Source organism: Streptomyces sp. NPDC096132, assembly GCF_044763345.1.
Taxonomy (GTDB): Bacteria; Actinomycetota; Actinomycetes; order Streptomycetales; family Streptomycetaceae; genus Streptomyces.
This window is the reverse complement of the sequence record NZ_JBIWGA010000002.1, coordinates 420,308-434,107: the sequence shown is the minus strand read 5'-3', so window position 1 is coordinate 434,107 and position 13,800 is coordinate 420,308. Positions and strand designations below refer to the sequence as shown.

Genomic DNA, 13,800 nt, shown 5'->3' with positions numbered 1-13,800 from the left:
CTCGGTCTGATTGCCTGGTGAACTTTTTGAACTGACTGGTCAGTGCAAAAACTAACCCGAACCTTCGATCGAAGCAAAAGCCCAGGTCAGAACGGATTGTCAGTGGCATACCTCACGATGGGCACATACGGCACCACCTGACAGGGGCGTGCCGTCACCCAGACGACAGGAGGTTCGTCATGGCCAGCTATCACGCAGCCGCCGCCCACCGGCGCCGCGCCACCGGCCCTGCCCCCTCACTGACCGGCCCGGCGAGCGACGTCCACCCCGTCCTGCGCCGGACGACGGCCCCGCCCGCCGCCCTCGACCTGCTCGCCCAGGCCCGCGCCGGGCTGGAGGAGGCGGCCGTCCTCGAAACCCCCAACGAGCGCTACGCCACGGCTCATCTCGCCGCCCTGCGCACCGCCGCCGCCGTGCTCGCCGCGCGCGCCCGGCCCGAGCCCTCGCCCCGGAAGCGGGCCCGTATCCGGAGCGCCTGGGAAGTGCTCCCCGAGATCGCTCCCGAACTCACCGAGTGGAGCGCGCTGTTCGCCTCCGGGGCCCGGCGCCGCGCCCGGGCCGAGGCGGGCATCCAGGGCGCGGCCGGCCGCCGGGACGCCGACGACCTGATACGCGACGTGGCGATGTTCATCCGCCTCGTCGAGCGCATGCTGGTCCTCCAACCGGTCCTGCCCCAGCCCCGGCAGGACGGGGACGACCCGGACGGCAGGGGAGCGGGCCGCGCCATGCCGGACGCGGGCTGAGCCGCCTCCGGGGCGGCCGCCTGCGGTGACCGGGGCGGCCGGTCTCGGTGGCCGAGGCGGTCGGTCGTGGTGACCGGCGCGGCGCCGGGCGCGGTGGCCGAGGCGGTCGTGGTGACCGGGCCGGGCGTCGGAGGCAATAGGGTGGAAGGCGCCTGAAGCCTTCCCTCCGCCTGCCCGCCCGACTTCGGGCCGGGCCCGGCGGACGCCGGGGAGGCAGCCCGATCGCTCCGCCGTGCAAGAGGCGGTGCCGCGCCGAGGAGTCAACTGCCGTGTCGGACCCGCTGCGACCCCGCGCCTCCCTCCGTACCGCCGTGGTCTGGGAGGTCCTCCAGGACGCCCTCGAACGCCGGGTCAAGGCCACCGGTCGCGAGGCACTGGACGTCCTCGACACCGGCGGCGGCAGCGGCAAGTTCGCGGTGCCCGTCGCCCGCCTCGGCCACCGGGTCACCGTCGTCGACCCCAGCCCCAACGCGCTGTTCGCCCTCGAGCGCCGCGCCGCCGAGGCCGGCGTCGCCGACCGCGTGCAGGGCGTCCAGGGCGACGCCCACGGTCTCTTCGACGTCGTCGAGCGCGGCCGCTACGACGCCGTCCTGTGCCACGGCGTCCTCGAGTACGTCGACGACCCCGCCGAAGGCGTCCGCAACGCCGTCGCCGCCCTGCGCCCCGAGGGCGTCCTCAGCCTCCTCGCCGCGGGCCTGGGCGGGGCCGTCCTCGCGCGCGCCCTCGCCGGCCACTTCAAGGAGGCCCGGCAGGCCCTCACCGACCCCGACGGCCGCTGGGGCACCGGCGACCCCGTGCCCCGGCGCTTCACCGCCGAGCAGCTCACCGAACTCGTCGAGGGCGCGGGCCTCCGCGTCGGCGCCGTGCACGGCGTGCGGGTCTTCGCCGACCTCGTCCCGGGCGTCCTCGTGGACACCGAGCCCGGGGCCCTGGACGCCCTGCTGAAGCTCGAGGAGGCGGCCGCCGAACTTCCCGCCTTCCACTCCGTGGCCACCCAGCTGCATGTGCTCGGTGAGACGCGGGGCACCGACGAGGCCTGAGTCGCTCCGGGGGCGCGCCCGCTGATCAGGGACTTGATGGCACATGGAGTACGCCACAGGCCCCCCGTTCGGGCGCTGTGCGCCGTATGATCGAGGGAGACCGCCCGGCATGACGGGTCGGCCGTTGGGGAATGGAAGCCTCAGCGGACCGGGACGCCCATGGCGGGCTCCGGTTGGCCAATTGGCGTAGAGGGGCGGGTTTCACGGGGGCGATTCCCTGCCTATCCTGAAGGGACCCCCGAGTCGCCCCGGCGACTGCACGATGAGGAGGACTCCGTGCCGCTCTCGGAGCACGAGCAGCGCATGCTCGAGCAGATGGAGCGAGCGCTGTACGCCGAAGATCCCAAGTTCGCGTCGGCGCTTGAGGGAAGCGGGCTGCGTACGTACACCCGGCGGCGGGTCTACCAGGCGGTCGCGGGCTTCCTCGTGGGTATCGCGCTCCTCATGGCCGGAATGGTCGCCAAGCAGGTGTGGCTCAGCGTGGTGGGCTTCCTCGTCATGCTGGGGTGCGCGGTACTCGCCGTCACCGGCTGGCGCAAGGCCCCCAAGCCGGGCGAACAGCCCGCAGGAGGCGCCCAGCACCCACGCGGTCAGGGACGGCAGAAGCGCTCGATGATGGACCGGATCGAGCAGCGCTGGCAGCGCCGCCGAGACGAGCAGGGCGGCCACTGACCCGGCCCCCGACCCCGAGACAACGCTGAGGGGGTGACCACCCACCGGGTGGTCACCCCCTCACGTATGCCCTCGGCACTAGCTGCTCTGTTGGCTCGGCGGGCGGCGCAGCAGGGTTGTCAGGTGGGTCGCCCGGGACGTCCAGGACGCCTTGACGGCCGTCCAGCGGTCGGAGAGGTCCCAGACGGCGCGGATGGCCGACCGGGGCGCGACGACCGCCCGCACGCGGGTGGTCCAGCTGACCCTCGCCCGCAGGGCCGCCCGCACCTGGCGGACGTCCTCGGACAGGCCGGCCTCGGCCCGCGGCTGCGGGGCGAACAGCACCTGTTCCACGGCGCTCGCCACCCGGTGCACCGACCGGCCCACCGACTCGTCCAGCTCGCCGATCCGGACGATCCGTGCCGCAGCCCGCCGTGGGGTCAGCGCCTCGTCCGGCTCGATGCCGTAGTCCCAGGCCGTGTCGATCAGCTCGCGCCAGACCGCCAGGACATGCGCCACGGTGGCCTCGGACGCCTCCTGGGACGGTGTGTCCAGCAGGATCGCCGAACCGGCGCCCGCCGCCTCCAGACCGTCCGCGCCACCGCCGGGGCGCCCGCCGGTGGCCGTCCCGGCGGCGGAGTGCTGGGCCGACGCCAGCCGCACCGACCGCCGCCTCAGCCGCCACAGCATCGGCAGCAGCGGCAGCGCCAGCGCCGCCGCCCCCAGCAGCACCCAGCCGGCGAACTCGTACCACGGGGTGCCCCGGTCGCTCTGCTCCGCCTGGTCCAGCGGCAGCGCGGCCCCGCAGTTCTCGAGCTTCTTGTCCTTCGCCGAGCAGCTGGTGCTCGCCGAGGGCGCGGCCGACGGCGCCGCGTCCGCCGACTCGGAGGACTGCGGCAGGTCGGGAGTGGTCTGGCCCGGCGTGTCCGGCACCGTGTACGAGGGCGTCGTACCGCGGGTCGGGGTCGGCTCGAAGCGGGTCCAGCCCACGCCCTCGAAGTACAGCTCCGGCCAGGCGTGCGCGTCCTTCAGGCTCACCGCCACCGAACCGTCCGCCTGCGGGGAACCGGGCGCGAAGCCCACCGCGACCCGGGCCGGTATGCCCAGGGTGCGGGCCATCGCCGCCATCGCGAACGAGAAGTGGACGCAGAAGCCCTGCTTGTCCTGGAGGAAGCGGGCGATCGCGTCACGGCCGCTGCCGACCTCCACGTCGGTGTCGTACTCGAAGCCGCCCGTCACCGCGAAGTAGTCCTGGAGGGCGACCGCCTTCTCGTAGTCGCTCGTCGCGCCCTTGGTGATCTCGCGGGCCTGCCGGGCCACCACCTTCGGCAGCGAGTCCGGGACCTGGGTGTAGTCCTTCCTGATCGAGAGCGGCGCCTCGGGAGCCGCGGCCAGCTGCTCCGCCGTCGGCTGCACGTCGAGGCTCTTCACCTCGTACGTCTTGCCGCTGGTGTCCTGCCCGTGGTCGCCGACGAGGGTCATGCCGACCGGTTCGTACCGCCAGTTGCCCGTGATCTTCACGCTGCTCGGCGGGTACGGCATCGGCAGCCAGTCCTGGGCGTAGCCCGCGGCGGCCGAGATCCGGGTGGTGATCGAGGCGCGCTTGATGTCGCCGCCCAGGCCCGTGGGCGTGGGGAACTCGTCCGGCACGGTCACGATGTGGCGTTTCGACGGCTTCCACGTGGTGCCGTCGAAGTCGTCCAGGGACACGATCCGCAGGTACATGTCCGAGAGGTCGGTGGCGTTGGTGTTCAGCGTCAGGACCGTGCGGTCCTCGTCCACGTTCAGGCTGTCGCGCAGCGAGACCAGCGGGTTGACCGCGGAGATCGTGCCCCCGCTGCCGTTGCCCGCGCCCACGCCCGTCCCGGCACCCGCCAGCAGGCCGCCCTGGATGGCCGGCAGGGGCAGCAGCGGCACCACGAGGGCCACGCCCAAGGCGGCCATGCCGATGCGCCGGCCGGTGCGCACCGGAGCCACGGGTCCCAGCTGTCCGCCGGGATTGCGGGGGGCGCCCGCGAAGACCCGGCCCCACTGGGAGAGCCGCTCACGGCCCTCGGCCAGCAGCAGCATGAGATAGCCGGCGGCGGCGACCAGGAACCACACCCAGTCGCTCGACCCGTTCGACAGCCCGGCGGCCACCGAGTACAGCGCGAGCAGCGGCAGACCGGCAGGAGCGGCGTTGCGGAAGGTCACCGCGAGGGTGTCCACCGCCAGCCCGATCACCAGCACACCGCCGACCATCATCAGCCGGATGCCGTCGGACAGCGGGGCCGGGATGGCGTACCGCCCGACGTCGTCGGTGCCCGCCTGGAAGAGGTCGCCGAAGTGCTGGAAGGTCTCCGGGACGGGGATCAGCCCGAGCAGGGCGTGGTCCCGGGCGAAGACAAGGGTCAGCAGCACCAGCGTGATCAGCGCCTGGGCGGCCACCGTCAGGGGCCGGGCCAGGGGCACCCGGCGCGCGGCCGCGCCCACCGCGGACTGGATCGCCAGCAGGAAGGCCGCCTGGAGGATCCACGTCCCCGCGTCGACCAGGGGCAGCAGGGCGCAGGACGCCATCAGTGTGGCCGCCGCCGAGCACAGCGTCAGCCGAGCCCGTCCGCTCATGATCCCGCCTCCCTCGCACTCGTCCCGGTCGCCGTCACGACACCCGCCCGCTCCCGGTCGGCCTGGCGCCACAGCTCGCTCAGCGAGGCGCCCCGCGGCACGCTCACGACGGTCCAGCCCGCCTCGCGCAGCATCCGCAGCCGCTCCTCCTGCCTGTTCATCGGATCGGCCATGCCGTTCGGTTCACGCCCCCACGTGTCGCTGTCCAGCAGGAAGGCGACCGCGCCCCCGCTGCGCTGGCGCATCTTCGCGGCGATCGCCGCCTGCTCCTCGTCGATGTCGCCGAGGAAGGCCACGAGCAGTCCCTCGCCGCCGCCGCGCAGCACGTCGTACGCCCGTGAGAGGCTCGCGCCGTCGGAGTGGTCGACGACCGCGAGGGTGTCCATCATCAGTCCGGCCGCGTCCGCCGACTCCTGGCTGGCCCCGGCGAACCCGTCGGCGCCCTCGCCGGGCACCGAGTTGCCGGTGTCCGTCAGCAGCCGGACCGAGAAGCCCCGTTCCAGCATGTGCACCAGCACGGACGCGGCTCCGGAGACCGCCCACTCGAAGGCCGAGTCGGGGCCGGCGCCCGCGTAGGCCACCCCCCGGGTGTCCAGGAGCACCGTGCAGCGCGCCCGCTGGGGCTGTTCCTCGCGGCGGACCATCAGCTCGCCGTAACGGGCGGTCGAACGCCAGTGCACCCGGCGCAGGTCGTCGCCGTAGCGGTAGCCGCGCGGGATCACGTCGTCCTCGCCGGCCAGCGCCAGCGAGCGCTGCCGTCCGTCGCCGTACCCCTTGGCCTCGCCGCTCAGCCGTACCGGCGGCAGCGCCTCGACGCGCGGGATCACCGTCAGCGTGTCGTACGTCGAGAAGGAGCGGGTCAGTTCGCACATGCCGAACGGGTCGCTCAGCCGCAGCTGCAGCGGGCCCAGCGGATAGCGGCCGCGCAGGTCGGAGCGGACCCGGTAGGACACCTCGCGGCGGCCGCCGGCCTCCACCCGGTCCAGGACGAAGCGGGGGCGCGGGCCGAGGACGTAGGGCACCTTGTCCTGGAGCATCAGCAGGCCGGTGGGCAGCCGCGAGACGTTGTCCATCCGCAGATGGACGCGGGCCTCGCTGCCGGCCGGCACGCGCGCGGGGGCCAGCCGGCGGCTGCCGGCGACCCGGTAGCGGGTGCGGTAGACGACGGCCGCGCAGATCAATGGCAGCGCGGCCAGCAGCAGCCCGACCCGCAGCAGGTCGGGCTGCCCGAGCACGTACGCGCAGACGGCGGCGGCTATGCCGGCGGCCAGGAAGGAGCGTCCGCGGGTGGTCAGACCCGCCAGGGCGGTCCGGGCACCGCCCTTCTCGGCGCGGCCTCCCGGCGGCTGCGCGGCCTGCCCGGCCCCCCCGGTGGTCATCAGAGCCTCCGCGGCGGCTGCTGGGGGTACGCGGGCGCGCTCTGGCCCAGTCCGCCGTAGGCGTGCTGCTGGGGACCGGAGGGCACCGGGGTGCGCTGCAGGATCTCCTCGACGACCTGCTCCGCCGTGCGCCGGTTGAGCTGCGCCTGGGCGGTGGGCAGGAGCCGGTGGGCCAGGACGGCCACGGCGAGGTTCTGCACGTCGTCCGGCAGCGCGTAGTCCCGGCCGCTGAGGGCGGCGGACGCCTTCGCCGCGCGCAGCAGGTGCAGCGTCGCGCGCGGGGAGGCGCCGAGTCTGAGGTCGGGGTGGGTGCGCGTGGCGGAGACCAGGTCGACCGCGTACCGGCGAACCGATTCAGCGACGTGGACTCCGCGGACGGCGTCGATCAGCTTCACGATCTCGTGCGCGTGGGCGACCGGCTGGAGGTCGTCCAGCGGGCTGACCTCGCCGTGCACGTCGAGCATCTGCAGCTCGGCCTCGGGGCTCGGGTAACCGATGGAGACCCGGGCCATGAAACGGTCGCGCTGGGCCTCGGGCAGCGGGTAGGTGCCCTCCATCTCGACCGGGTTCTGCGTGGCCACCACCATGAACGGGCTGGGCAGCTCGTACGTCTGCCCATCGATGGTGACCTGGCGCTCCTCCAGGGACTCCAGGAGCGCGGACTGTGTCTTGGGCGAGGCCCGGTTGATCTCGTCGCCGATCACGATCTGCGAGAAGATCGCGCCCGGCTTGAACTCGAAGTCACGGCGCTGCTGGTCCCAGATGGACACACCGGTGATGTCCGAGGGCAGCAGGTCGGGCGTGAACTGGATCCGGCGCACCGAGCAGTCGATGGACTTCGCCAGTGCCTTGGCCAGCATGGTCTTGCCCACGCCGGGGACGTCCTCGATCAGAAGATGTCCCTCGGCGAGCAGCACGGTCAGCGAAAGCCGTACGACCTCGGGCTTGCCCTCGATCACTCCCTCCACCGAACTGCGGACACGCTCCACAGTGGCGGTCAGATCTGTGAGGCTCGCTCGCTCGTCATAGGTCGTCACCCGGCCCTCCTCGGCCCTTACATTCCTCCGGGCCGACGCTCTTTGCCGCGGACCGGCCCACCCCGAATCACGTGCGCCACTCGCGAAATGTTCGGCGTGGCGTCACAACCGCATTCTTGCTGCCGTTACCGATTCGTGTCACTCGCCTGTGGACAACTGCCCGCGATATGTCGGTTCTATGGCCTTTTGGGCACCCACGAGCCGGAAATCAACAGCGAAACGACAGCGAACGGCAGGGGCTGCGGAGGGTTATGCGGGGTCGATCTCGCGCAGCAGACCCGTCTTCACGTCGAACACGAAGCCGCGCACGTCGTCGGTGTGCACCAGGAACGGCGAGGTGCGCACCCGCTGCATGGACTGCCGGACGTCCTGGTCGACGTCCCGGAAGGCCTCCACGGCCCAGGCCGGACGCTGACCGACCTCCATCTCCAGCTCGGTACGGAACTCCTCGGTGATCGCCTCCAGACCGCAGCCCGTGTGATGGATCAGCACGATGCTGCGCGTGCCCAGCTTGCGCTGGCTGATGGTGAGCGAGCGGATCACGTCGTCGGTGACCACACCGCCCGCGTTGCGGATCGTGTGGCAGTCGCCGAGCTCCAGACCCAGCGCCGCGTGCAGGTCGAGACGGGCGTCCATGCAGGCCACGATCGCCACGTGCAGGACGGGGCGGGCGTCCATGCCCGGATCGGTGAAGGCGGCGGCGTACCGCTCGTTCGCGTCGACGAGGCGGTCGGTCACCGTGCCGCCGCGTATGGCGCCTTCGGACTCTGTGGTTACGGATGCGGAAGTCGTCATAACCATGACGGTACTGGTCACGGGTGTCGCGGTCCTGTTGTGAGAAGGGAAAAAGAGCGTCATCACGTCGCGTTTGTGAGGTAAGCCACAGGGGTGAGGAGAGATCACCCGGCCGGGTGGTTTCCGCGGGCCCACCGCTTCGACACGGCGTCCGCCCGCCACGCGCAGGCCGGTTGATTGACCGCGAGACACCGTGGACTAAAGTGACGCGAAGCGGGAGGCGGTGATCTCCCTGCTGGACTGAATTCCCCGCGTGCCGCGGCAGGCCTTCCCCATACGAGAGGGCGGGGACCCGGCGGTGCGTGTTCCCGCCGGATCTGAGAGGGCCCCTTGAGCCAGAGTCGACACGTCCCGGTGATGCTCCAGCGGTGCCTTGACCTGTTGGCCCCCGCGCTGCAGCGCCCCGGAGCGGTCGTCGTCGACTGCACGCTCGGCCTCGGCGGCCACAGCGAGGCCCTGCTGACGCGGTTCCCCGAGGCACGGCTCGTCGCCCTCGACCGCGACAAGGAGGCGCTCCGGCTCTCCGGCGAGCGCCTCGCCCCCTTCGGCGAGCGGGCCACCCTCGTGCACGCCGTCTACGACGAGCTCCCGGACGTACTCGACCGGCTCGGCATCGCGCGCGTGCAGGGCGTCCTGTTCGACCTCGGCGTGTCGTCCATGCAGCTCGACGAGGCCGACCGCGGCTTCGCCTACGCCCAGGACGCGCCGCTCGACATGCGCATGGACCAGACGACCGGCATCAGCGCCGCGGAGGTCCTCAACACCTACCCGCCCGGCGAGCTGGTGCGGATCCTGCGGGCGTACGGCGAGGAGAAGCAGGCCAAGCGGATCGTCTCGGCGATCGTGCGCGAACGCGACAAGGAGCCCTTCACCAACAGCGCGCGGCTCGTGGACCTGATCCGCAACGCTCTGCCGCAGGCCGCCAAGCGCACCGGCGGCAACCCGGCCAAGCGCACCTTCCAGGCGCTGCGCATCGAGGTCAACGGCGAGCTGTCCGTCCTGGAGCGGGCGATCCCGGCCGCCGTCGAGGCGATCGACGTGGGCGGGCGGATCGCCGTCCTGTCGTACCACTCGCTGGAGGACCGGCTGGTCAAGCAGGTGTTCGCGGCCGGTGCCGCCACCACCGCGCCGCCCGGCCTGCCCGTCGTCCCCGAGCGCTACCAGCCCCGGCTCAAGCTGCTGACCCGCGGTGCCGAACTTCCCACCGAGGAAGAGGTCGCCGAGAACCGGCGCGCCGCCCCGGCACGGCTGCGCGGGGCCGAGCGGATCAGGGAGTCCATCGAATGAGGGGCGTTCGGCGGGAGCAGGTGGGACATCCGGACCCGGGGGAGGGCGAGTGAGCAGGAAACCCGAGCTCAAGGGCAGGGCCGCCCGGCTCGCCCGGCTGTTCCCCGCGGGACCGCGCCAGGCGGCCCGCACCCCCTTCGTCCTCCTCGTCGTCCTGCTGCTCGGCGGCGGCCTCATCGGGCTGCTCGTGCTGAACTCCGCGCTCAGCGAGGGCTCGTTCCGGATGGACGACCTCCAGAAGGACACCAAGAACCTCACCGACGAGGAACAGGCGCTCCAGCGGGACATCGACTCCTACTCCGCCCCGGACGCCCTCCAGCGCCGCGCCCGTGAGCTCGGCATGGTCCCCGGCGGCGACCCCGCCTTCCTGGACCCCGACGGCACCGTGAAGGGCGTCCCCTCGGCCGCGGCCCAGCAGTCGGCCCAGGACGCCGCCGCGGTCGTACGCCCGCCCGAGGCGATCACGCTCTCCCAGACGATCGCGTCACCGACCCCCTCGCAGTCGCCCGTCCTCCCCGGCGGCTCTCCCGTGCAGAGCGCGGCCCCCGCTCCGACCGCAGCCCTTCCCACGACCCCCGGCAGGTGACGGAAGTGTCCGACAGGGAACCGCCCCGCCGGCGCGTGCCCGGCCCCGCCCGGCCCTCCCGCCCCGCCTCCGCCCAGCGACGGCCGGGCCCCGGCGCCCGCCCGGCCCGCCGTCCGCCCGCGCCGCGCCCCCCGGCCCCGCGTGTCATCCGGCTCGGCAGCCCCCGCCCCCGGCTGCGCATGGTGGGCCTCGCCCTGACCCTGGTCATGATCGCCTTCGTCGTCCGCCTCCTCCAGGTCCAGGCGGTCGACGCCAGTACGTACGCCGCCAAGGCGGACAAGAACCGCTACGTCGGCCAGGTGCTGGCCGCCGAGCGCGGCGAGATCACCGACCGCAGCGGGATCGCCCTCGCGAGCAGCGAGGACGCGTACGACATCACCGCCGACCCCACGATGTTCAACCGCGAGAACCTGAAGATCGACGACGGCCCGGAGCAGGCCGCGGCCCTCCTCGCGCCGATCCTCGGCCAGGAGCAGTCCACGATCGTCAAGAAGCTGCGACCCAAGGACACCAAGTCCCAGTACGCGCTGCTGGCCGTCCGGCAGACCCCGCAGGTCTGGAAGCAGATCAAGGACCTGAAGTCGGCGCTCGCCGCGAAGGCGGGCTCGGACGGCACCACGGTCAACGTCCTCGCCGGTGTCTTCTCCGTTCCCAGCAGCAAGCGCGTGTACCCCAACGGCGACCTCGCCGCCTCCGTCCTGGGCTGGGTCAACGCCGAGGGCAAGGGCGGCGGCGGCATCGAGCAGGAACTGAACGGGACCCTGGCCGGCAAGGACGGCAAGATCCGCTACGCCCAGTCCGGCGGCCGCCTGGTGCCCACCGCGGGCGGCGCCACCGAGACCCCCGCGGTGCCCGGCTCCGACATCGAGCTGACGATCGACCGGGACATCCAGTGGGCGGCCCAGAACGCCATCACCGAGCAGGTGGAGGCGTCCAAGGCGGACCGCGGTTACGTCATCGTCCAGGACACCCGCACCGGCGAGATCCTCGCCATGGCCAACTCGCCCGGCTTCGACCCGAACGACCTCACGAAGGCGAACCCGAACGCCCTGGGCAACGCCGCCCTTCAGGACGCCTATGAGCCCGGCTCCACCGCCAAGATCATGTCGATGGCCGCCGTGCTGGAGGAGAACGTCGCCACCCCGCTCACCCACGTCGTCGTGCCGAACCGCCTGCACCGCGGCGACCGGCTGTTCAAGGACGACATCGACCACGCGACCTGGAACCTGACGCTCAACGGCGTGCTCGCCAAGTCCAGCAACATCGGCACGATCCTGGCCACCGGCCAGCTCGGCAAGACGCAGAAGGAGGCCAACAAGGTCCTCTACTCGTATCTGCGCAAGTTCGGCCTCGGCAGCTACACCGGGCTCGACTTCCCCGGCGAGACGAAGGGCATCCTCGCCGCGCCGGACAAGTGGTCGACCTCGCAGCAGTACACGATTCCTTTCGGCCAGGGTGTGTCGCTCAACGCGCTCCAGGCGGCCTCCGTCTACTCGACGATCGCCAACGGCGGCGTACGCGTCGAGCCGACCCTGGTGCGCGGCACCCAGGGCCCGGACGGCCGCTTCACCCCCGCCACCGCCCCGAAGAAGACCAGGGTCGTCAGCGAGAAGACGGCGAAGACCCTCGCCCAGATGCTGGAGTCGGTCGTGGACGACCAGGAGGGCACCGGCACCAAGGCGCGCATCCCCGGCTACCGCGTCGCGGGCAAGACCGGTACCGCCAACCGCGTGGATCCGGCCACCGGCAAGTACAAGGGCTACACCTCGTCCTTCGCCGGTTTCGCCCCCGCCGACAAGCCCCGAGTGACCGTCTACTGCGCCATCCAGAACGCCACCCAGGGCAGCTACTTCGGCGGCCAGATCTGCGGCCCCGTCTTCAAGCAGGTCATGGAGTTCGCCCTGAAGACCCTGCAGATCCCGCCGACCGGGGCGAAGGCCGCGAACCTCCCGGTGACCTTCACCCCCTGAGCCCCCAGTCCATCGCTGTTCAGCGCCGAACCAGCCAGGAACCAGCCCGTGACCATGATCACTCCCGACCCCGGGAACCAGGCCCCGCCCGCCTCCTCGCTTCGCCCGCAGGCGGGTACGCCCGGTACGCTCACCGCCGTGCCACACGCTGATCAGTCCCAAACCACCCAGAAGGGCGCTTCCGTGACATATCCGGGACCGCCCAGGCCGGCCCAGGTCTCCGCCACACCCCTCGCGGAGCTCGCCGACCAGCTGGGTGCCGCCGTCGCGGAGAACGCCGCGGCCGTCACGGGCATCACCCACGACTCGCGCGCCGTCCGCCCCGGCGATCTGTACGCCGCGCTCCCGGGCGCCCGGCTGCACGGCGCCGACTTCGCCGCCCAGGCCACCGGCCTCGGCGCGGTCGCCGTCCTGACCGACCCGACCGGCGCCGAGCGCGCCGCCGCGACCGGCCTGCCGGTCCTGGTCGTCGACGACCCGCGCGGACGGATGGGCGAGCTGGCGGCCACGATCTACGGCCGCCCGGGCCGTGACCTGCTCCAGATCGGCATCACCGGCACCTCCGGCAAGACCACCACCGCCTACCTGGTCGAGGGCGGTCTGAAGACCACCCGCGCCACCGGGCTCATCGGCACCGTCGAGATGCGCATCGGCGAGGAGCGCATCAAGTCCGAGCGCACCACTCCGGAGGCCACCGACCTGCAGGCCCTCTTCGCCGTCATGCGCGAGCGCGGCGTCGAGGCGGTCGCCATGGAGGTCTCCAGCCACGCGCTGGTCCTCGGCCGGGTCGACGGCTGCGTCTTCGACATCGCCGTCTTCAACAACCTCAGCCCGGAGCACATGGAGTTCCACTCCGACATGGAGGACTACTTCCGGGCCAAGGCACAGCTGTTCACCCTTAAACGCAGCAAACTCGGGGTGATCAACCTCGACGACGAGTACGGCCGCAGGCTGGCCCGGGAGGCAGAGGTCCCGGTCGTCACCTTCTCCGCCGAGGGCCACCCCGACGCCGACTGGCGCGCGACCGACGTCCACGTCGGCCCGATGGACTCGACGTTCACCGTCCTCGGCCCGGACGGCGTCCGGGCCGCCGCCAAGTCCCCGCTGCCCGGCCCGTTCAACGTGGCCAACACCCTCGCCGCGATCGTCGCCCTCGCCGCCGCCGGCCTCGACCCGCAGACCGCCGCCGACGGCGTCGCGGCCGTGCCGGGCGTGCCGGGCCGCCTGGAGCGGGTGGACGCCGGTCAGCCCTACCTCGCGGTCGTCGACTACGCCCACAAGACCGACGCCGTCGAGTCGGTCCTGCGGGCGCTGCGCAAGGTCACCAAGGGCCGGCTGCACGTCGTCCTCGGCTGCGGCGGCGACCGGGACCGCACCAAGCGCGCGCCGATGGGCGCCGCCGCCGCCCGGCTCGCCGACACAGCCGTACTGACCTCCGACAACCCCCGCTCCGAGGATCCCCTCGCGATCCTCGCGACCATGCTCGAGGGCGCCGCGTCCGTGCCCGCGCACGAGCGCGGCGAGGTGCTCCTGTTCGAGGACCGGGCCGCCGCTATCGCCGCCGCCGTCGCCCGCGCTCACGCGGGGGACACCGTGCTGGTCGCGGGCAAGGGCCATGAGCAGGGCCAGGACATCGCCGGAGTGGTCCGTCCGTTCGACGACCGCCAAGTGCTTCGCGAAGCTATCCAGCAGACCCAGGGATGAACTT

11 protein-coding genes are annotated in these 13,800 nt (G+C 72.5%); 7 read left to right on the top strand and 4 right to left on the bottom strand.

The genetic code is table 11. The annotated features are described in order from the left end of the window. The first annotated feature begins 179 nt into the window (after positions 1-179). The 3 genes from ACIRF9_RS06330 to ACIRF9_RS06320 all read left to right on the top strand — a co-directional run bounded on the left by ACIRF9_RS06330 (position 180) and on the right by ACIRF9_RS06320 (position 2,455). Positions 180-743: an SAV_6107 family HEPN domain-containing protein gene (locus tag ACIRF9_RS06330; protein WP_403817164.1), complete on the top strand. Its 564-nt coding sequence runs from the start codon at positions 180-182 to the stop codon at positions 741-743. A gap of 269 nt (positions 744-1,012) precedes the next feature. Further along, positions 1,013-1,783 (top strand): methyltransferase, encoded by a 771-nt coding sequence (locus tag ACIRF9_RS06325; RefSeq protein WP_403817162.1) that lies wholly within the window; start codon positions 1,013-1,015, stop codon positions 1,781-1,783. A gap of 276 nt (positions 1,784-2,059) precedes the next feature. Beyond that, positions 2,060-2,455, top strand: coding sequence for a DUF3040 domain-containing protein (locus ACIRF9_RS06320; RefSeq protein ID WP_403817159.1), 396 nt, complete (start codon positions 2,060-2,062; stop codon positions 2,453-2,455). A 78-nt stretch (positions 2,456-2,533) separates the two neighbouring features. Here the strand turns inward: ACIRF9_RS06320 and ACIRF9_RS06315 are convergent, their stop codons facing one another. The 4 genes from ACIRF9_RS06315 to ACIRF9_RS06300 form a co-directional block, all read right to left on the bottom strand. Beyond that, the gene (locus ACIRF9_RS06315; RefSeq protein ID WP_403817156.1) at positions 2,534-5,038 is read right to left on the bottom strand and encodes a DUF3488 and DUF4129 domain-containing transglutaminase family protein; all 2,505 of its coding nucleotides are present in this window, start codon (positions 5,036-5,038) and stop codon (positions 2,534-2,536) included. Further along, entirely contained in the window at positions 5,035-6,417 is a 1,383-nt protein-coding gene (locus ACIRF9_RS06310) for a DUF58 domain-containing protein (RefSeq protein WP_403817153.1), read from the bottom strand. The genes ACIRF9_RS06315 and ACIRF9_RS06310 overlap by 4 nt, the downstream gene beginning before the upstream one ends. Next, complete coding sequence (locus ACIRF9_RS06305; RefSeq protein WP_403817151.1) at positions 6,417-7,454, bottom strand: AAA family ATPase; 1,038 nt, start codon at positions 7,452-7,454, stop codon at positions 6,417-6,419. The genes ACIRF9_RS06310 and ACIRF9_RS06305 overlap by 1 nt, the downstream gene beginning before the upstream one ends. A 249-nt stretch (positions 7,455-7,703) precedes the next feature. Next, a complete protein-coding gene (locus tag ACIRF9_RS06300; RefSeq protein ID WP_403817148.1) occupies positions 7,704-8,312 on the bottom strand; it encodes a beta-class carbonic anhydrase in 609 nt (202 codons plus the stop codon). A gap of 294 nt (positions 8,313-8,606) precedes the next feature. On the opposite strand from ACIRF9_RS06300, the gene rsmH reads away from it, so the two are divergent. From rsmH to ACIRF9_RS06280, 4 genes are read left to right on the top strand one after another with little or no spacing between them, the layout of a single operon-like run. Continuing rightward, a complete protein-coding gene (rsmH, locus tag ACIRF9_RS06295) occupies positions 8,607-9,536 on the top strand; it encodes a 16S rRNA (cytosine(1402)-N(4))-methyltransferase RsmH (RefSeq protein ID WP_403817950.1) in 930 nt (309 codons plus the stop codon). A gap of 49 nt (positions 9,537-9,585) precedes the next feature. Continuing rightward, the gene (locus ACIRF9_RS06290; protein ID WP_403817145.1) at positions 9,586-10,122 is read left to right on the top strand and encodes a septum formation initiator family protein; all 537 of its coding nucleotides are present in this window, start codon (positions 9,586-9,588) and stop codon (positions 10,120-10,122) included. A gap of 5 nt (positions 10,123-10,127) precedes the next feature. Beyond that, positions 10,128-12,092, top strand: a complete 1,965-nt coding sequence (locus ACIRF9_RS06285; RefSeq protein WP_403817142.1) for a peptidoglycan D,D-transpeptidase FtsI family protein — start codon at positions 10,128-10,130, stop codon at positions 12,090-12,092. A gap of 48 nt (positions 12,093-12,140) precedes the next feature. Continuing rightward, positions 12,141-13,796 (top strand): UDP-N-acetylmuramoyl-L-alanyl-D-glutamate--2,6-diaminopimelate ligase, encoded by a 1,656-nt coding sequence (locus ACIRF9_RS06280; protein WP_403817139.1) that lies wholly within the window; start codon positions 12,141-12,143, stop codon positions 13,794-13,796. Positions 13,797-13,800 lie beyond the last annotated feature (4 nt).

Bases quoted from the DNA above. Each gene is read 5' to 3' on its own strand.
- ACIRF9_RS06330 (WP_403817164.1), top strand. From the start codon at position 180: ATGGCCAGCTATCACGCAGCCGCCGCCCACCGGCGCCGCGCCACCGGC.
- ACIRF9_RS06315 (WP_403817156.1), bottom strand. From the start codon at position 5,038: ATGAGCGGACGGGCTCGGCTGACGCTGTGCTCGGCGGCGGCCACACTG.
- ACIRF9_RS06310 (WP_403817153.1), bottom strand. From the start codon at position 6,417: ATGACCACCGGGGGGGCCGGGCAGGCCGCGCAGCCGCCGGGAGGCCGC.
- ACIRF9_RS06300 (WP_403817148.1), bottom strand. From the start codon at position 8,312: ATGACGCTCTTTTTCCCTTCTCACAACAGGACCGCGACACCCGTGACC.
- rsmH (WP_403817950.1), top strand. From the start codon at position 8,607: ATGCTCCAGCGGTGCCTTGACCTGTTGGCCCCCGCGCTGCAGCGCCCC.